The sequence below is a fragment of the Sodalis sp. RH20 genome, assembly GCF_047324205.1.
In the GTDB taxonomy this organism is placed as follows: domain Bacteria; phylum Pseudomonadota; class Gammaproteobacteria; order Enterobacterales; family Enterobacteriaceae; genus Acerihabitans.
Map to the genome: position 1 here is coordinate 5,775,339 of NZ_CP178733.1, position 16,857 is coordinate 5,792,195.

The following is a 16,857-nucleotide window of genomic DNA, read 5'->3' on the forward strand; positions in this document are numbered from 1 at the left end:
AGGACGGACTATGAGCACCCTGGGCCATCAATACGATAATTCCCTGGTTTCCAATGCCTTTGGCTTTTTGCGTTTGCCGTTGGAATTCAACCCCTATGACGCCGATGCCGATTGGGTGATTACCGGCATTCCCTTCGATATGGCCACCTCGGGCCGCTCCGGCGGCCGTCACGGCCCGGCGGCGATCCGCCAGGTTTCCACCAACCTGGCCTGGGAAGGCTGCCGCTGGCCGTGGGACTTCGACGTGCGCCAGCGTTTAAAGGTGGTCGACTGCGGCGACGTGGTGTTTGATTTCGGCGATGCGCAGGATCTGAGCGATAAGCTCCAGCAGCACGCGGAGCGTTTACTGGCGGCGGGCAAACGCCTGCTCTCGTTTGGCGGCGATCATTACGTCACGCTGCCTTTGCTGCGCGCGCATCATAAGCATTTCGGCAAAATGGCGCTGGTGCATTTCGACGCCCATACCGATACCTACAGCAACGGCAGCAAGTTCGATCACGGCACCATGTTCTACCATGCGCCCAACGAAGGCCTGATCGATCCCACCCGGTCGGTGCAGATCGGCATCCGTACCGAATACGATCGCGATAACGGCTTTACGGTGCTGGACGCGGGGCAGGTCAACGATCGCAGCGTCGACGATATCCTGGCCCAGGTCATGCAGATTGTCGGCGATTTGCCGGTTTACCTGACCTTTGATATCGACTGCCTGGATCCGGCGTTCGCGCCCGGCACCGGCACGCCGGTGATCGGCGGCCTGAGCACCGATCGGGCGCTGAAGCTGCTGCGCGGCCTGCAGCCCCTGAATATCGTCGGCATGGATCTGGTGGAAGTGGCGCCGGCCTACGATCATTCGCAAATCACCGCCCTGGCGGCGGCCACGCTGGCGCTGGAAATGCTCTATATCCAGGCGGCCAAAAAACCGCGGTAAATCCGCGCTGACGGGCGCGCCCTCCCCGGGGTGCGCCGGACCGGGCGGCCATCCCGCCCTTTATTTGCCCGCCGCGATGCGATCGCGGATATGCTGCGCCCGCGCCTGCGACGTCGGATGGGAATCAAACATACTGCCGCCTTGCCCCTTTTCCATGCTGGCCAGCTTTTCAAAGCTGGTCACCAGCCCCTGCGGGTCGATATGACGTTTTTTCAGCAAATCAAAGGAATAGTCGTCCGCTTCGCTTTCCTGGCGCTGGGAAAACTGCGCGCCGATCAACGCCTGCCCAAGCTCGCCCAGCTGCGATTGCGATAACGCCGCCGTGACGCCGCCCACCGAGGCCGCGGCGGTGCGCGCCGCGGTGGTGGCATAGGCCAGCTGCATGGCCTTGCGGCTGTGCCCGAGCGCGACGTGGCCCATTTCATGGCCGACCACCGCCTCGACTTCATTATCCGTCATCAGATCCATCAGGCCGCTGTAGACGCGGATGCAGCCATTGGCCATGGCCCAGGCGTTGACGTCCTTGGTCAGGTAAACCTTATAATCGGCCGGGGTGCCGGCGATATTATCCCCCAGCGCGGCGGCAACGGTCGCCAGGCGCTGGGCGTAGGGGCTGCCGGCGGGGGCGATTTGCGCCTTCTGGTCCATTTGCGCGCAGGATTCGGCGCTCAGCGCCTTGACCTGGCTATCGCTCAGGGTGGCCGCCACAAACGCCTGGCCGCCCGATTGCATCAGGGTGTTCTGGTCGAGATTTTCACAACCGCTCAGCAGCGTGATGGCGATAATGCTTAAGCCGGCCCAGGGCAGTACAGATAGGGTCATTATTTTGTTTTCCCATAAGATATTAAGAAAAATTGTGAGTCTGTTAACAGATTTTATGGCATGAATGATGGTGTTTTTTCCATCGCATCGTCGTGCCGTACGATCAGGGGATTATCCCCTATTTATCGCGCATTCCTGCATATACAATTATGACCTTTTTAGGGTACATTTATCGATATTTTCACAGTCTCTGAAGTTAAGTGATTGATTTTATGATGGCTTGGGCAACGAGACACTATTCAATCCGAAACGGAGTAATTCATGACATCCCGAAAAGAGCTGGCTAACGCCATCCGCGCGTTAAGCATGGACGCGGTGCAAAAAGCCAAATCCGGCCACCCCGGCGCCCCGATGGGCATGGCGGATATCGCCGAAGTGCTGTGGCGCGACTACCTCAACCATAATCCCGCCAATCCCAAATGGGCCGACCGCGACCGCTTTATCCTCTCCAACGGCCATGGCTCCATGCTGCTTTACAGCCTGCTGCACCTGACCGGCTATAACCTGCCCATCGAGGAGCTGAAGAACTTCCGCCAGCTGCATTCCAAGACCCCGGGCCACCCGGAATACGGTTATACCGCCGGCGTGGAGACCACCACCGGGCCGCTGGGACAAGGCATCGCCAACGCGGTGGGCATGGCGATAGCCGAGCGCACCCTGGCGGCGCAGTTTAACCGTCCGGGCCATGACATCGTCGACCACCATACCTATGTGTTTATGGGCGACGGCTGCATGATGGAAGGCATCTCCCACGAGGTCTGCTCGCTGGCCGGCACCATGAAGCTCGGCAAGCTGACGGCGTTCTACGACGATAACGGCATATCCATCGACGGGCATGTGGAAGGCTGGTTCAGCGACGACACCGCCTCGCGTTTCGAAGCCTATGGCTGGCATGTGGTGCGCGGCGTCGACGGCCACGACAGCGCGGCGTTGAAAGCGGCGATTGATGAGGCGCGCGCGGTAACCGACCGGCCGTCGCTGCTGATGTGCAAGACGGTGATTGGCTTTGGCTCGCCGAACAAGGCCGGCTCCCATGAAGCGCACGGCGCGCCGCTGGGCGAGGCGGAAGTGGCCGCCACGCGCGTGCAGCTGGGCTGGAACTCTCCGGCGTTCGAGATCCCGCAGGATATCTATGCCCAATGGGATGCCAAAGAAGCCGGCGCGGCCAAAGAAGCCGCCTGGAACGATAAGTTCGCCGCCTACCGCAGCGCGTTCCCGGCGCTGGCGGCGGAATTCATCCGCCGCACCGAAGGCCGCCTGCCCGCCGACTGGCAGGCGAAGAGCCGGGCGTATATCGAAAAACTGCAGGCCAACCCGGCCAATATCGCCAGCCGTAAAGCCTCGCAGAACGCCCTGGACGCCTTTGGCCCGGATCTGCCGGAACTGCTGGGCGGTTCGGCCGACCTGGCGCCGAGCAACCTGACGCTCTGGGCGAAATCCGTCTCCCTGGGCGACGATAAGGCGGGTAATTATATTCACTACGGCGTACGCGAGTTCGGCATGACGGCGATCGCCAACGGTCTCGCGGTGCACGGCGGCTTCGTGCCCTACACCGCCACCTTCCTGATGTTCGTGGAGTATGCCCGCAACGCGGTGCGCATGGCGGCGCTGATGAAAATCCGCTCCATCTACGTGTATACCCATGACTCCATCGGGCTGGGCGAAGATGGCCCGACGCATCAGCCGGTGGAGCAGTTGGCGAGCCTGCGGCTGACGCCGAACATGCGCACCTGGCGCCCGTGCGATCAGGTGGAATCCGCCGTGGCCTGGCAGCAGGCGGTGGAGCATGCCACCGGTCCGAGCACCCTGGTGTTCTCACGCCAGAACCTGACGCAGCAGCCGCGCAGCGCGCAGCAGTTGGCCGATATCGCCCGCGGCGGTTATGTGCTGAAACACTGCGACGGCACGCCTGAGCTGCTGATTATCGCCACCGGTTCGGAAGTGTCGCTGGCCGTGTCGGCGTGGGAAACGCTCAGCGCCGAAGGCCGCCGGGTGCGGGTGGTGTCGTTGCCGTCGCCGGAGGTATTCGATCTGCAGGATGCGGCGTACCGTGAGGCGGTGCTGCCGAAGGCGGTGGGCGCGCGGCTGGCCATCGAGGCTGGTATTGCCGATTACTGGTACAAGTATGTGGGCCTGAACGGCGCCGTCGTCGGCATGACCAGCTTTGGCGAATCCGCGCCGGCGGAGGAGCTGTTTACCCTGTTCGGCTTCACCGCCGAAAACGTGCTGGACAAGGCGCGCACGCTGCTGGCGTAGCCTGCTGGCCTCCTCGCCACGACGCTTAAAGGCACCTGCGGGTGCCTTTTTTATTGGCGCGCCGGCGGGCGCGCTAAGCCCCCGCCGGCACGCCGCTATCCCGCTGGCCTCAGCCTGGGTTCATGGCGGCAAAGGTGGCGTCGTAGCGACCCTCCCGCTCGGCCCAGCGCCGGGCCCTGTCGCGCTCGACCAGCACTTCGCCCTGGGGGTGATCTCCCGAGGCCAGCAATTGCATGACCTCCGCTACATAAGCCGCGAGCGGAACCGCGCGCGGGTCGCGAGCCTGCCGATCGCCCGTGAGCCCGGTCTGTACGTAGGGCGGCGCCAGTTCCAGCACATCGATGGGAATATGGCGCAACTGATGGCGCAGCGATTGTAACCAGGAGTGCAGGAAGGCCTTGCTGGCGCAATACGTCGGGAAATCGGCGCGGGGCACGAAGGCAAGGTTGGAACTGGTGGCCATGATGACCGCGTCCGGCCGCCCTTGCAGCACCGGCAGAAACGCGGCGGTAACGCGCAGCACGCCCATGATATTGGTTTCCACGATGTCCCGGGCGTCGGAAACATCCCAGCCGGCCGCGGTCATGTCCTCCGCCCGCGAGATACCGGCGTTGGCGATAAGCACGTTGAGCTCAGGAAAGCGCGCGCGCACGTCGCCGGCGAGGCGGGACAAGGAGGCCGGATCGTTAAGATCGAGGGACATCCCGACCATGCCGGGCCTGCCCGCCGTGATTTCATCAAGCAGGGCCTGCCGGCGCCCCGTGACGACGACCTTGTTGCCCAGGTCGTGGAAGGCATCGGCCAGCCCGCGGCCGATGCCGCTGGTGCCGCCGGTGATAAGGATAGTATTGCCGGTCATTTTCATCATTCGTCGCTCCTGTATTGTATTGTGATCGTATGCTTATGGTCTGACCGCCTCCCGACTCACCCTGCAAATGGCGAGGCGGAGAACGGCCGGGGCGCAAACGCGTCCCCGCGTGATGGCGGGTTGCCCGCGCGGCCAGGGACTGAGCACGACTGTCCGGAACAAATATAAAATCATGACGCACCGCGGGCGATCGGGCGAAATAAGGGGCGATGACGGCAAGTAACGCCGGAAAGGCCAGAGCCAGGGTAATCGCGGGGGAATGCCCCGGCAAGACAGCGGTACGAGACAGGCGGACGAATGCGAAAAAAGGGGATGATGTCATGATAAAGCGCCTTTAGTGACCCCGAGACACTCCCTGCTGGGATCCTCTCGGCAAAGGACGCGTTGGATGACGGTAACGCCTACGACAGCGCCGTGCGGGCAACTGTGCGAACGATTATTACGTGGATGTTCCTTATCGTCAATATCTGAATTTTTTCCCGACAAATGCACAAAAAAACACCGTTTTAACCGGCGGAAACGGATCTGCGTCACATATTTGGCAAAATTATTCCGCTGCTATCTAATTTTGATTATTCTAGCTGAAGCGTTTCAGTTGACGGTGGCGCCGGCGGTTTTATTCATCAGCGCCGCCTCCGCCAACCACGGGGCCCCAGGCAGTGATCACCCGCGTGGCTCCTGGCCGCGCGCTCATTTTGACCGCCGCCGGCCGGCGCGGAATTATCGCAAAAAGCGGCATGGGACGCATTTCGTGGTATAGTTGACTGTATAACATGCTCTACAATCATGACCGCATTTCAACGTTATCCTCGCCCGTCCTGACGGACGGCGGCCTGCCACGGGGCGCGTGAGCACGAGACGCAACGTTTCCCCCAGGCCGGTATGTTAAAAAATAACGGTGATGAAACAAGGGCAGACAATAAACAGACACAGGGCTGCGCCAATGGAGAGGTTCTCCCGCCAGGCGCAGACCGTAAGCGGCTTCTCGGCCGGCGGGCGACGATGCGCCTCCCGCCGTTCAGGCAATTTTCCAAGAATCAACAAGAGGGTTCACCATGGCTGTAATTAAGATGACCGATCTGGATCTGGCTGGTAAACGCGTGCTTATCCGTTCTGATCTGAACGTTCCGGTTAAAGACGGGAAAGTCACGTCCGACGCGCGCATCCGCGCGTCCCTGCCCACCATTGAAGCCGCCCTGAAACAAGGCGCGAGCGTCATGGTGACGTCCCATCTTGGTCGTCCGACCGAAGGCGAATACAACGAAGAGTTTTCTTTGCTGCCGGTAGTGAATTACCTGAAGGAACATATGTCCGCGCCGGTACGCCTGGCCAAGGATTATCTGGACGGCCTGGAAATCAAGCCGGGCGAGCTGGTGGTGCTGGAAAACGTCCGCTTTAATAAAGGCGAAAAGAAAGACGACGAAACCCTGGCGAAAAAATACGCCGCGCTGTGCGATATCTATGTCATGGACGCCTTCGGCACCGCGCACCGCGCCCAGGCCTCCACCCATGGCGTGGGAAAATTCGCGCCTATCGCCTGCGCCGGCCCGCTGCTGTCCAATGAACTTGAAGCGCTGGGCAAGGCTCTTGGCAACCCGGCGCGCCCGATGGTGGCCATTGTCGGCGGATCCAAGGTGTCGACGAAACTGACCGTGCTGGACTCCCTGTCCAAAATTGCCGATCAGCTGATTGTCGGCGGCGGCATCGCCAATACCTTTATCGCCGCCCAGGGCCACAACGTGGGCAAATCCCTGTACGAAGCCGATTTGATTCCTGAAGCGAAGCGCCTGCTGCAGACCTGCCAGATCCCGGTTCCGACCGATGTCCGCGTCGCCACCGAATTCTCGGAAACCGCGCCGGCCACCCTGAAATCCGCCAGCGAGATCAAAGACAACGAGCAGGTGCTGGATTTGGGCGATGTGTCCGCGCAGCAGCTGGCCGATATCCTGAAAAAAGCCAAGACCATTTTGTGGAACGGCCCGGTGGGCGTGTTCGAGTTCCCTAACTTTCGCAAAGGCACCGAAATCGTGGCCAACGCCATTGCCGACAGCGACGCGTTTTCCATCGCCGGCGGCGGCGACACCCTGGCCGCCATCGATCTGTTTGGCATCGCGGACAAAATTTCTTATATTTCCACCGGCGGCGGCGCGTTCCTTGAGTTCGTGGAAGGCAAAAAACTGCCGGCCGTGGTTATGCTTGAAGAGCGCGCAAAACAATAACGCATTAGCGAGCCGGGCGCGGCATCACGGCGCCCGCAAACATCGTTGCGAATGCAGGCTAGGGCAACGGTATTTGAATCCCTCCATCAATGGCCTACAGAACAGGACAAAGCAATATGTCTAAGATTTTTGATTTTGTAAAACCAGGCGTCATCACCGGTGACGACGTACAAAAAGTATTTGCCGTGGCGAAGGAAAATCACTTTGCCCTGCCCGCCGTTAACTGCGTAGGCACGGATTCCATTAACGCCGCGCTGGAAGCCGCCGCGAAGGTACGCGCGCCGATTATCGTTCAGTTCTCCAACGGCGGCGCGGCTTTTATCGCCGGTAAAGGCCTGAAGGTCGAAGGCCAGACTGCCGCGGTTCTCGGTGCTATCGCCGGCGCGCTGCATGTCCATCATATGGCGGAGCATTACGGCGTGCCGGTTATCCTGCATACCGACCATTGCGCCAAAAAACTGCTGCCCTGGCTTGACGGCCTGTTGGACGCGGGTGAAAAACATTACGCCGCCACCGGCAAACCGCTGTTCTCCTCGCATATGATCGATCTGTCCGAAGAGCCCCTGGAAGAAAACATTGAAATCAGCGGCAAGTACCTGGCCCGCATGGCCAAGCTGGATATGACGCTGGAAATCGAACTGGGCTGCACCGGTGGTGAAGAAGACGGCGTGGACAACAGCCATCTGGATAACTCCGCGCTGTATACCCAGCCGGAAGACGTGGCCTACGCGTATGAAAAGCTCAACGCCATCAGCCCGCGTTTCACCATCGCCGCCGCCTTCGGCAATGTGCATGGTGTTTACAAACCGGGCAACGTTAAGCTGACCCCGAAAATTCTGGATAACTCGCAGAAATTCGTTTCGGAAAAATTCGGCCTGCCGGCTAACTCCCTGAACCTGGTGTTCCACGGCGGCTCGGGCTCGACTCCGGAAGAAATTAAAGAAGCGGTGAGCTACGGCGTCGTGAAAATGAACATCGATACCGATACCCAATGGGCAACCTGGGAAGGTATCCTGAAGTATTACCACAAGAATGCCGGCTACCTGGAAACCCAGCTGGGCAACCCGGAAGGCGACGACAAACCGAACAAGAAATTCTACGATCCGCGTGCCTGGCTGCGTGCCGGACAGGTCTCCATGGCTACCCGCCTGGAACTGGCGTTTCAGGAATTGAATGCGATAGACGTGCTGTAATTTTTCCGCCGTCATTGCCCTTCTCTAAAGGCCTCCCGCGTGGAGGCCTTTAACGTTATGATAAGGCGCATTATTTTCGGCCGTTTTTCCACCTGACGTTGGCAGTCATCCGATTATTGGTTACGCTTAAAAGGCTCCGTTGTTGCCGGCACGTCAGCGCCGGCAGGTTTTTTTTTGCAATACACCAGAGTGGGATGACCTAAATGGAAGATCTAAACGTAGTCGATAAAATCAATGACGCCGGCAGCTGGCTGGTCAATAACCAGCAATTATTAATCCATTACGCGGTGAACATCGTCGCCGCCATTATCATTCTGATCGTCGGGATGCTGGTTGCGGGCGTCATTTCGCGCACCCTCAACAAACTGATGAGAACGCGCCACATCGATATTACCGTGGCGGACTTTCTCTCCGCCATTGTCCGTTACGGCATCATCATTTTCACCATTATCGCGGCCCTGGGGCGCATCGGCGTGCAGACCGCGTCGGTGATTGCGGTTATCGGCGCCGCCGGCCTGGCGGTAGGCCTGGCGCTGCAAGGCTCGCTGTCCAATTTCGCCGCCGGCGTGCTGCTGGTGACCTTCCGCCATTTTCGCGCCGGGGAGTATGTCGATTTCGCCGGCACCGCCGGCACCGTGCTGGTGGTGCAGATCTTTTCCACCACGCTGCGCACCTTCGACGGCAAAATGATCGTGGTGCCCAACAGCAAGATCCTGTCCGGCAATATCACCAACTTCTCGCGGGAACCCAACCGGCTGATCGATTTGATTATCAGCGTGAGCTACGACGCCGATATCGAACAGGTGAAAAGCCTGCTGACCGATATTATCGCCGCCGACAGCCGCGTGCTGAAAGATAAGGGTATTACCGTGCGCCTCAACGCCCTGGGGGCCTCGTCGCTCGATTTTATGGTCCGCGCCTGGGTACCGCGGGATGCGCTGCAAAACGCCACCTTCGACCTGCTGGAAAGCTTTAAACGCGCCCTTGACGAGCACCAGATCGGTATTCCCTATCCGCAAATGGATGTGCATATGTATCGCGCGCCCAAGCCCAAATCCGAGGCGGCGGCCGAGGGCGGCCATTCGCCCGCGGCCCCGGCTGCGCCGCGGCAACCCTCCTGAGAGGCCTTGCCGCTACTCCCGCCGGCGCGGCGGGTTGTCACGCCATGCCGGCGGGCAGCCTTGCACGCTGCCGCACAGGTGATCAGATTATAAGCAATGCTAATGCAAGATTAATTTATTCCATTTCAACTGATATCCGCTTCTGATTACACTAGCGCTACTTTTTATTGGCAGCAGGCGGTGAGCGACGTGTGGGTTATTTTTATGCAGGGTTTTGCGTTGGGCATGGCGACCATTGTGCCCCTTGGGCCGCAGAATATCCTGGTGATGAACCAGGGCATACGGCGGCAATATCATTTGCTGATCGCCACTTTGTGCCTGTTAAGCGATATGGCGCTGATTATCGCCGGCGTTTTTGGCAGCAGCGCGCTGCTGTCGCAGTCGCCCATATTGTTGCAGGGCGTGACCCTGGCGGGGGTGGCGTTTTTGGCGGTGTATGGCTTTTGCGCGCTGAAAAACGCCTGGTGCGGGGAAGGGGCCGACCGCGCCGGTGTCCCTGGCGAGGCCTTCCGCCCGTCGCGGCGGCGCATTATTCTTACCATGCTGGCGGTGACCTGGCTTAATCCCCACGTTTACCTGGATACGCTGGTGGTGCTGGGCAGTATCGGCGGGCAACTGGAGCCGGCGGCGCGGCGCTGGTTCGCCGGCGGCACCATCGGCGCGTCCCTGGTATGGTTCTACGGCCTGGCCATGCTATCGGCGCGTCTGGCCCCCTGGCTTAACCGCGGCCGGGTGCAGCGCGGGATCCAGTTATTCGTCGGCGTGGTGATGTGGCTGGTGGCGCTGCAACTGGCGCGCCAGGCCTGGCAGATGTTTACCGCGCAACCGGCGTAGTGCCCGGGGCGTGGCGCTGCATGAGATTGAGAACTTATCCTATATTTTAACGCAACGGCAACGATTATGCTGGGTGCCGATAATCACGTAACGGTAAATAAGCGCAAAGGGCGTTGTTTTTAGATGAAAATGCGCAATCATAGGCGGTATTTTCATTTATATTCAGCGCATTTTGCCGCACAGGAGACGTCATGAAGGTCAAAGCATTGCTGTTAACCACCCTGTTGGGATTAGGATCGTTTACGACCCAGGCGCTGGCCGCCGAGCTTCCCGCCGGGCCGCATGTGATCACCTCCGGCACGTCAAGCGTCGAGGCGACGCCGGATATCGCCACCCTGACCATCGAAGTGTCGATTTCCTCGAAAGACGCCGCCGACGCCAAAAAACAGGTGGACGCGCGCGTGGCGCAATATTTTGATTTTCTGAATAAAAACGGCATTGAAAATAAAGATATCGACGCCGCAAACCTGCGCACTCAGCCGGAATATGATTTTTTAAAGACCGGGGAATCGGTGCTGAAAGGCTATCGCGCCGTGCGCCAGGTGCAGGTCACGCTGCGCCAGCTTGACAAGCTCAATGAACTGCTGGACGGCGCGCTGAAATCCGGCCTGAATGAAATCCGCTCCGTCGAGCTGGGCGTGGCTAATCCGGACGCCTACCGCGATCAGGCGCGCAACAAGGCGATTGAAAACGCCACTTCCCAGGCCCGTTCGCTGGCGGAAGGCTTTAAAGCTACCCTGGGGCCGATTTTCAGCATCCGTTACCATGTGGCGAACTACCAGCCGGTGCCGGTGGCGCGGATGTTTAAGACCAACGAGGCCATGTCGCAGACCGATGCGGCCCAGACCTATGTCCAGCAGGCGATCCATTTTGACGATCAGGTGGATGTCGTGTTCGAGCTGCAACGCCAGCCCTAGGCGGCGGGTGTGGCCGATGCGTCCCACTGCGGGGCGCGCCGGCGCTGTGCGGCCCTCAGGCCTGGCGCAAGACCTGCCGGCCATGGGAGAGCAGGGCATCGGTCACTTTGCGCATCATGCGGCTTTCCGGCGCAAACCGATGCCAGAACAGCATGCGGCGCTGGTACAGGCCCGGCGTCAGGTCTATCAGTTCGCCCGTCGCCAGCTCCCGTTCGATTTGCAGATGCGGGATCATGCAGCAGGTCGTGCCCTGGCGCGCCAGCTGCACGAAGGCTTCCGATGAGTTGACGATATGGCAGGGCACGCTGCCCGGCGGCAGGTCAAAGTTCTGCTGCAAAAACGCCTGGTGCATATCGTCCAGATGGTCAAACGCCACCGCCGGCGCTTTCAGCAGCGCGCTGCGCGTCACGCCGTGGGGGAAATAACGATCGGCAAAAGGCTGGGATGCCACGAACAGATAATCCAGGGCGCCCAGTTGATCCACCAAGCAGCTCGGCAGCGGCTGGGGCTGGATACTGACCGCGCCCACCACTTCGCCGCGCCTTAGCCTTTCCTGGGTACGCGTTTCATCTTCCACCTGTAAATTAAGGCGGATAGGCGAATCGGTCAGCACCGGTTTCAGCGCCGGCAGCAGCCAGGTCGCCAGGCTGTCGGCATTCACCGCCAGCGACAGCAGCAGCGGCGTGTCGCTGCCGTTATCGGTGCCCAGCCATTCGTCCTCCAGCAATTCCACCTGATGCAGCAAGGCCAGCAGCTTTTGCCCTTGCTCGGTGGGCCGTGGGGGAATGGTACGCACCAGCAGCGGCTGGCCAAACAGGTTTTCCAGTTGTTTTATGCGCTGCGATACCGCGGATTGGGTGATACATAATTTTTGCGCGGCGCGTTCAAAACCCCGTTCCCGTATCACGGCGTCAAGCGCCTGCAGCGTCCGATAGTCCGGGCGTTTCATTCTTTATCCCCTGCGTCGATATCTCTGTGCATCAATAGGTACTTTTTGGTCACCGGTTTTCACTATGCCATAGATTGACCCGGTTGCGGACGCAAAATTTTAGCCGTGTCAGGCGCGGGCATCCGGGATGCGGCGGGTTGTGGCGGAATTCACGCCATCGGCGATGATATTGTTTTATAATACCGCCCACTTTCCGTAGCCAAGGCTTAATTATTTATGACGCAGGATGAACTGAAAAAGGCGGTGGGCTGGTCGGCATTGAAGTATGTGAAACCGGGCACGATCGTCGGCGTCGGCACCGGGTCCACCGCCGCGCATTTTATCGATGCCCTGGGCAGCATCAGGAATCAAATCGAAGGGGCGGTCTCCAGTTCGGACGCTTCTTCGGCCAAGCTGAAGAGCCTCGGTATCCCGCTGCTGGATCTCAACAGCGTCGACGTGCTGGACATCTATGTCGACGGCGCCGATGAAATCAACGGCCAGATGCAGATGATCAAAGGCGGCGGGGCGGCCCTGACGCGCGAAAAAATCATCGCGGCGGTCGCGCGTAAATTTATCTGTATCGTCGATGGATCCAAACGGGTGGACGTCCTGGGCAATTTTCCCCTGCCGGTGGAAGTGATCCCGATGGCGCGCGCCTATGTGGCGCGCGAGCTGGTGAAACTGGGCGGATTGCCGGAGTACCGCCAGGGCGTGGTAACCGATAACGGCAATATTATCCTGGACGTGCGCAACCTGCGCATCCTGGACGCGGTGGCCCTGGAAGACAAAATCAACAGCCTGCCCGGCGTGGTGACCGTGGGCCTGTTTGCCCGGCGCGGCGCGGATGTGGCGCTGATCGGCACCGCCGGGGGCGTTCAGGTTATCGAGTAACAGGCCGGTTTTACCACCGCCCGGCGCCGCCGCCGGCTTTCCACGCCGGCGGCGGTGGATGTTAATTTTGTTTACATAGCATCTTTTATCGCCGCAGGCGAAATTCAGTGATAAATGTCACATTTATGCCATCGGCCTGCTATATATATGACGCTTCTCCACCAGACCAGAGGATTTATCCATAGCAATCGCTTATGGCTGCGTCTTATGCTGTCTTAAGGATAAACGGCCCTGTTGCCGCCACGGTAATTTTTGTTATTTTGTCCGGGTGCTGTGTGTTGCAGTCGCATCTGAAGTCTCAAAAAGGGTCGGGAAATGGCAAAAGTATCGCTGGAAAAAGATAAGATTAAGTTTCTGTTGGTCGAAGGTGTTCACCCCAGCGCGGTGGATAGCCTGAAACGCGCCGGTTATACCAATATTGAATACCATAAGGGCGCGCTGGATTCCGCGGCACTGAAAGCCTCCGTGCGCGACGCGCACTTTATCGGCATCCGATCCCGTACCCACCTGACGGAAGACATCTTTGCCGCGGCGGAAAAACTCGTTGCCGTCGGCTGCTTTTGTATCGGCACCAATCAGGTCGATCTGAAAGCCGCGCTGAAAAAAGGCGTGCCGGTATTCAATGCGCCTTTTTCCAATACCCGCTCCGTGGCGGAATTGGTGCTCGGCGAAATGCTGCTGATGATACGCGGCGTCCCGGAGGCCAACGCCAAAGCGCACCGCGGCCAGTGGAACAAGCAGGCGAGCGGCAGCTATGAAGCGCGCGGCAAGAAACTGGGCATCATCGGTTACGGCCATATCGGCACCCAGCTGAGTATCCTGGCGGAAGGCCTGGGGATGCAGGTGTTCTATTACGATATCGAGAGCAAACTGTCCCTGGGCAACGCGCGCCAGGTGGATTCGCTGCCTGAGCTGCTGGGTATGTGCGACGTGGTCTCCCTGCATGTGCCGGATACCCAGTCCACCCGCAATATGATGGGCAAGGAAGAATTCGGCCATATGAAGCCGGGGTCGCTGTTTATCAACGCCTCGCGCGGTACGGTGGTGGATATCCCGGCCCTGTGCGACGCCCTGGCCAGTAAACATATCGCCGGCGCCGCCGTGGACGTGTTCCCGGAAGAGCCCGCCACCAACAGCGATCCGTTCAACTCGCCGCTGTGTGAATTCGATAATGTGATCCTGACGCCGCATATCGGCGGATCCACCGAGGAAGCGCAGGAAAATATCGGCGTGGAAGTGGCGGGCAAACTGGCCAAATACTCCGATAACGGCTCGACCCTGTCGGCGGTCAATTTCCCGGAAGTCTCGCTGCCGGAACATGGCGATAACGTCAGCCGTTTACTGCATATCCATGAAAACCGTCCCGGGATCCTGACCCGCATCAACCAGATTTTTGCCGAGCAAAGCATCAATATCGCCGCCCAGTATCTGCAAACCACGCCCGAAATCGGTTATGTGGTCATTGATGTGGAAACCGATACCGAAAATACCGCCCTGCAGCTGCTGAAGGCGATACCCGGCACTATCCGCGCCCGCCTGCTGTACTGATAGCTGCGCGCCTGAGGTGGTCGACCCCAGCCCCGGCTTAGCGAGCCGGGGTTTTTTTATGGGTACCGCCAGCTTAGCGCGCACGCCGGATACACCACCGGGCCAAGGGCCGCCATCCGTCCCCGACGGTTTACCAGCGCCAGTGCCGCGACGGGGTAACAATTTCCGGCAACGGGATATCCCAGGGCTCCGCCGGTATGGCGTCCACCTGCTGGCAATCGTGGGCCAGCCCGATGGGGTAGAAGCCGGCGCCGCGCCGCCAGTGCCGCAGGGTGCGATCGTAAAAGCCGCCGCCCATGCCCAGGCGCTGGCCCCGGGCATCAAAGGCCACCAGCGGGGTAAACAGGATATCGAGATGCCGCGCCGGCAAGAGTTGGGTCACGTCCAGCCGCGGCTCGCTGATATGCAGGCGGTTCACCACCAGCGGCGTATCGGGCCTGTAGCGCAGGAACAACAGGTGGCCCGGGCTGAAAGGGTGCAGCACCGGCAAATAAACGCGCTGGTCGCGTTGCCAGAGCGCCTCAATAAGCGGCCGGGTATCCAGCTCGCCGTCAAACGATAAAAACAGCGCCAGGCTGCGGGCCGCGGTAACCCGCGGGTCGGCCAGCAGGGTTTTGACCAGCGCCGCGGCCGCAGCGGCCTGTTCGGCCGGGGTGAGCCGGCGGCGTTGCCGGCGGATATGGTTGCGGAGGCTTTGCCGCTGCAGGGACGTTTCGGGCGACTGGGTCATGGCTGATTACGCGCTATACCGGAAAAAGAAGGTAATAAAGTATGTCATAAAGACGGTCCGGGGGGATGTCATAACGTACGCGGATAAAGAAATCGGGTCTGAAAAAGCGCTGTCGGGGAATAGAGTGTGGCGGGGGGGAAGAAGCCTGATACGCCGTGCCGAGAGCCGTACCAAGCCGCGCCGCTGACGCGCGCGTCCGCTGCTGATGCAAGCCGACGCTACGCTATAAAGGGATCTCCGAGATGCCGCCGCAGGCTGTAACCCTTGAACCCATGGTTCAAGGTGAACGCAGCGTTATAACCTTAAGGCTTCTCGGACGAACCGAGCTTGCGCACCAGTTACAGATCGCCACATTCTTGTGGTAAAAATTATCGGCTCAGGGGACGGGCCCGCTGGCGAACACCTCAGAGAAATTTTGTATTCCTGTTCCGCGGGATTTTCCCGGCGGCTATCGTTACTCGAACTGCGTGCCTGGTCGCTCGGAGATACGGCCCTGTTCTACCAGTGCCTGCTCAATCGTCTGCTGCAGTAACCGGATCCGCTGTTCCATGTTGGCGGCGTAATCACGGGTTTTAACTCTTTCCTGCGCCAGTTCGTGGCATACGTTCAGTGCCGCGATAAAAACAAGCTGTTCTGTATTGGTGACTCTAGTGCGAACTTTGAGATCTTGCAACCGCTGATTAAGATCTTCCGCCGCCTGGTTCAACGCTTCTTGTTGTTCCGGCGGGCAATTTACCCTTAACGTGCGGCCAAAAATTTGAATATCTACCGGTTGTGCGGACATACCACCTTCCTGCTTTGTTACCGCGCCGACGCCAGGCCACTCCCGTTTCACCATTGCGGGAGCACAGGGCGGGCGCAACTATACTCTATATCCATGCGCTATATCAAACAGAAGAATCCATATAAAACAGAAGATACACGCCCTTTCTGGTATAGCTACGGACCTTGGTGGTAGCATAACACGAACTTATCCTGCCAACGACGATGAAAGCGCATGTCTATACAAAATACCTTTCCCGACTACGATAACCTGACCCAACTGCTTAACCAACAGGCCGTGGCGCTGACGCCGGCGGAAATGCATGGTTTGATAAGCGGCATGCTGTGCGGCGGCAACAAGGATCACAGTTGGCAGACGCTGGTGCACGAGCTGACCAACGAGGGCATGGCCTTTTCCCAGACCCTGGCCGACCCGCTGCGCCAGCTGCACGAAGCCACCGCGCAAACCCTGGACGACGAGGAGTTTATGTTTCAGCTGCTGCTGCCCGACGACGACCGCGCCACGGTATTCGAGCGCGTGGACGCGCTGGCCGGCTGGGTAAATCATTTCCTGCTGGGGCTGGGCGTGATGCAGCCGCAGCTGGATAAAATCAAGGGCGAGCTAAAGGAAGCCATCGACGATCTGCGCAATATCGGCCAGCTCGGCTATGACGAAGATGAAGATCAGGAAGAGCTGGCGCAGTCGCTGGAGGAAGTCGTTGAATACGTGCGTATGGCCGCCATTCTTTGCCATAATGGATTTACCCGCTCGGAGCACGCCGGCCCGCTGGAAAAGCCAAAGCCGACGCTGCACTGATCGCCGCAACCGGCAGC

General features: G+C 59.5%; 15 protein-coding genes and 1 other RNA gene. 10 read left to right on the forward strand and 6 right to left on the reverse strand.

What is annotated here, in order from left to right; all coding sequences use genetic code 11:
• Positions 1-10: 10 nt before the first annotated feature.
• Entirely contained in the window at positions 11-931 is a 921-nt protein-coding gene (gene speB, locus ACL2XM_RS26380; RefSeq protein WP_413729478.1) for an agmatinase, read from the forward strand.
• Between the two features lie 60 nt (positions 932-991).
• Here the strand turns inward: speB and ACL2XM_RS26385 are convergent, their stop codons facing one another.
• Positions 992-1,753, reverse strand: coding sequence for a M48 family metallopeptidase (locus ACL2XM_RS26385; protein WP_413731963.1), 762 nt, complete (start codon positions 1,751-1,753; stop codon positions 992-994).
• Between the two features lie 261 nt (positions 1,754-2,014).
• Between ACL2XM_RS26385 and tkt the strand changes: the two genes are divergently transcribed.
• Positions 2,015-4,009 (forward strand): transketolase, encoded by a 1,995-nt coding sequence (tkt, locus tag ACL2XM_RS26390; protein WP_413721423.1) that lies wholly within the window; start codon positions 2,015-2,017, stop codon positions 4,007-4,009.
• A 109-nt stretch (positions 4,010-4,118) separates the two neighbouring features.
• Here the strand turns inward: tkt and ACL2XM_RS26395 are convergent, their stop codons facing one another.
• On the reverse strand, positions 4,119-4,877 hold the full coding sequence (locus tag ACL2XM_RS26395) for an SDR family oxidoreductase (RefSeq protein ID WP_413731964.1): 759 nt from the start codon (positions 4,875-4,877) through the stop codon (positions 4,119-4,121).
• Positions 4,878-5,932: 1,055 nt separating this feature from the next.
• Between ACL2XM_RS26395 and pgk the strand changes: the two genes are divergently transcribed.
• The 5 genes from pgk to ACL2XM_RS26420 all read left to right on the forward strand — a co-directional run bounded on the left by pgk (position 5,933) and on the right by ACL2XM_RS26420 (position 11,161).
• Complete coding sequence (gene pgk / locus ACL2XM_RS26400) at positions 5,933-7,096, forward strand: phosphoglycerate kinase (RefSeq protein ID WP_410013584.1); 1,164 nt, start codon at positions 5,933-5,935, stop codon at positions 7,094-7,096.
• Between the two features lie 116 nt (positions 7,097-7,212).
• A complete protein-coding gene (fbaA, locus tag ACL2XM_RS26405; RefSeq protein ID WP_410013585.1) occupies positions 7,213-8,289 on the forward strand; it encodes a class II fructose-bisphosphate aldolase in 1,077 nt (358 codons plus the stop codon).
• Positions 8,290-8,492: 203 nt separating this feature from the next.
• Positions 8,493-9,410, forward strand: coding sequence for a small-conductance mechanosensitive channel MscS (gene mscS / locus ACL2XM_RS26410; protein WP_410013586.1), 918 nt, complete (start codon positions 8,493-8,495; stop codon positions 9,408-9,410).
• A gap of 204 nt (positions 9,411-9,614) precedes the next feature.
• Complete coding sequence (locus tag ACL2XM_RS26415) at positions 9,615-10,244, forward strand: LysE family transporter (RefSeq protein WP_413731965.1); 630 nt, start codon at positions 9,615-9,617, stop codon at positions 10,242-10,244.
• Positions 10,245-10,435: 191 nt separating this feature from the next.
• Positions 10,436-11,161, forward strand: a complete 726-nt coding sequence (locus ACL2XM_RS26420) for an oxidative stress defense protein (protein ID WP_413729480.1) — start codon at positions 10,436-10,438, stop codon at positions 11,159-11,161.
• Between the two features lie 55 nt (positions 11,162-11,216).
• Here the strand turns inward: ACL2XM_RS26420 and ACL2XM_RS26425 are convergent, their stop codons facing one another.
• Complete coding sequence (locus ACL2XM_RS26425) at positions 11,217-12,110, reverse strand: LysR family transcriptional regulator ArgP (RefSeq protein ID WP_410013588.1); 894 nt, start codon at positions 12,108-12,110, stop codon at positions 11,217-11,219.
• 216 nt (positions 12,111-12,326) lie between these two features.
• On the opposite strand from ACL2XM_RS26425, the gene rpiA reads away from it, so the two are divergent.
• Both rpiA and serA read left to right on the forward strand, forming a co-directional pair.
• The gene (rpiA, locus tag ACL2XM_RS26430) at positions 12,327-12,983 is read left to right on the forward strand and encodes a ribose-5-phosphate isomerase RpiA (RefSeq protein ID WP_410013589.1); all 657 of its coding nucleotides are present in this window, start codon (positions 12,327-12,329) and stop codon (positions 12,981-12,983) included.
• Between the two features lie 315 nt (positions 12,984-13,298).
• On the forward strand, positions 13,299-14,531 hold the full coding sequence (serA, locus tag ACL2XM_RS26435; protein ID WP_413731967.1) for a phosphoglycerate dehydrogenase: 1,233 nt from the start codon (positions 13,299-13,301) through the stop codon (positions 14,529-14,531).
• A 130-nt stretch (positions 14,532-14,661) separates the two neighbouring features.
• On the opposite strand, the gene ACL2XM_RS26440 is transcribed toward serA, so the two are convergent.
• The 3 genes from ACL2XM_RS26440 to zapA all read right to left on the reverse strand — a co-directional run bounded on the left by ACL2XM_RS26440 (position 14,662) and on the right by zapA (position 16,045).
• Positions 14,662-15,261 carry a 5-formyltetrahydrofolate cyclo-ligase gene (locus ACL2XM_RS26440; RefSeq protein ID WP_413731968.1) on the reverse strand — a complete coding sequence of 200 codons (600 nt, stop codon included), beginning with the start codon at positions 15,259-15,261 and terminating at the stop codon, positions 14,662-14,664.
• 230 nt (positions 15,262-15,491) lie between these two features.
• A non-coding RNA gene (gene ssrS / locus ACL2XM_RS26445) (6S RNA) lies at positions 15,492-15,675 on the reverse strand.
• Positions 15,676-15,715: 40 nt separating this feature from the next.
• Entirely contained in the window at positions 15,716-16,045 is a 330-nt protein-coding gene (gene zapA, locus ACL2XM_RS26450; protein WP_410013592.1) for a cell division protein ZapA, read from the reverse strand.
• 213 nt (positions 16,046-16,258) lie between these two features.
• On the opposite strand from zapA, the gene ACL2XM_RS26455 reads away from it, so the two are divergent.
• Positions 16,259-16,840, forward strand: coding sequence for a YecA family protein (locus tag ACL2XM_RS26455; RefSeq protein ID WP_410013593.1), 582 nt, complete (start codon positions 16,259-16,261; stop codon positions 16,838-16,840).
• Positions 16,841-16,857: the final 17 nt, after the last annotated feature.

Coding starts and splice junctions, on each gene's coding strand:
- ACL2XM_RS26440 (WP_413731968.1), bottom strand. CDS start 15,261: ATGACCCAGTCGCCCGAAACGTCCCTGCAGCGGCAAAGCCTCCGCAAC.
- fbaA (WP_410013585.1), top strand. CDS start 7,213: ATGTCTAAGATTTTTGATTTTGTAAAACCAGGCGTCATCACCGGTGAC.
- mscS (WP_410013586.1), top strand. CDS start 8,493: ATGGAAGATCTAAACGTAGTCGATAAAATCAATGACGCCGGCAGCTGG.
- ACL2XM_RS26420 (WP_413729480.1), top strand. CDS start 10,436: ATGAAGGTCAAAGCATTGCTGTTAACCACCCTGTTGGGATTAGGATCG.
- tkt (WP_413721423.1), top strand. CDS start 2,015: ATGACATCCCGAAAAGAGCTGGCTAACGCCATCCGCGCGTTAAGCATG.
- rpiA (WP_410013589.1), top strand. CDS start 12,327: ATGACGCAGGATGAACTGAAAAAGGCGGTGGGCTGGTCGGCATTGAAG.
- ACL2XM_RS26385 (WP_413731963.1), bottom strand. CDS start 1,753: ATGACCCTATCTGTACTGCCCTGGGCCGGCTTAAGCATTATCGCCATC.
- serA (WP_413731967.1), top strand. CDS start 13,299: ATGGCAAAAGTATCGCTGGAAAAAGATAAGATTAAGTTTCTGTTGGTC.
- zapA (WP_410013592.1), bottom strand. CDS start 16,045: ATGTCCGCACAACCGGTAGATATTCAAATTTTTGGCCGCACGTTAAGG.
- ACL2XM_RS26425 (WP_410013588.1), bottom strand. CDS start 12,110: ATGAAACGCCCGGACTATCGGACGCTGCAGGCGCTTGACGCCGTGATA.
- pgk (WP_410013584.1), top strand. CDS start 5,933: ATGGCTGTAATTAAGATGACCGATCTGGATCTGGCTGGTAAACGCGTG.
- ACL2XM_RS26415 (WP_413731965.1), top strand. CDS start 9,615: ATGCAGGGTTTTGCGTTGGGCATGGCGACCATTGTGCCCCTTGGGCCG.
- speB (WP_413729478.1), top strand. CDS start 11: ATGAGCACCCTGGGCCATCAATACGATAATTCCCTGGTTTCCAATGCC.
- ACL2XM_RS26455 (WP_410013593.1), top strand. CDS start 16,259: ATGTCTATACAAAATACCTTTCCCGACTACGATAACCTGACCCAACTG.
- ACL2XM_RS26395 (WP_413731964.1), bottom strand. CDS start 4,877: ATGATGAAAATGACCGGCAATACTATCCTTATCACCGGCGGCACCAGC.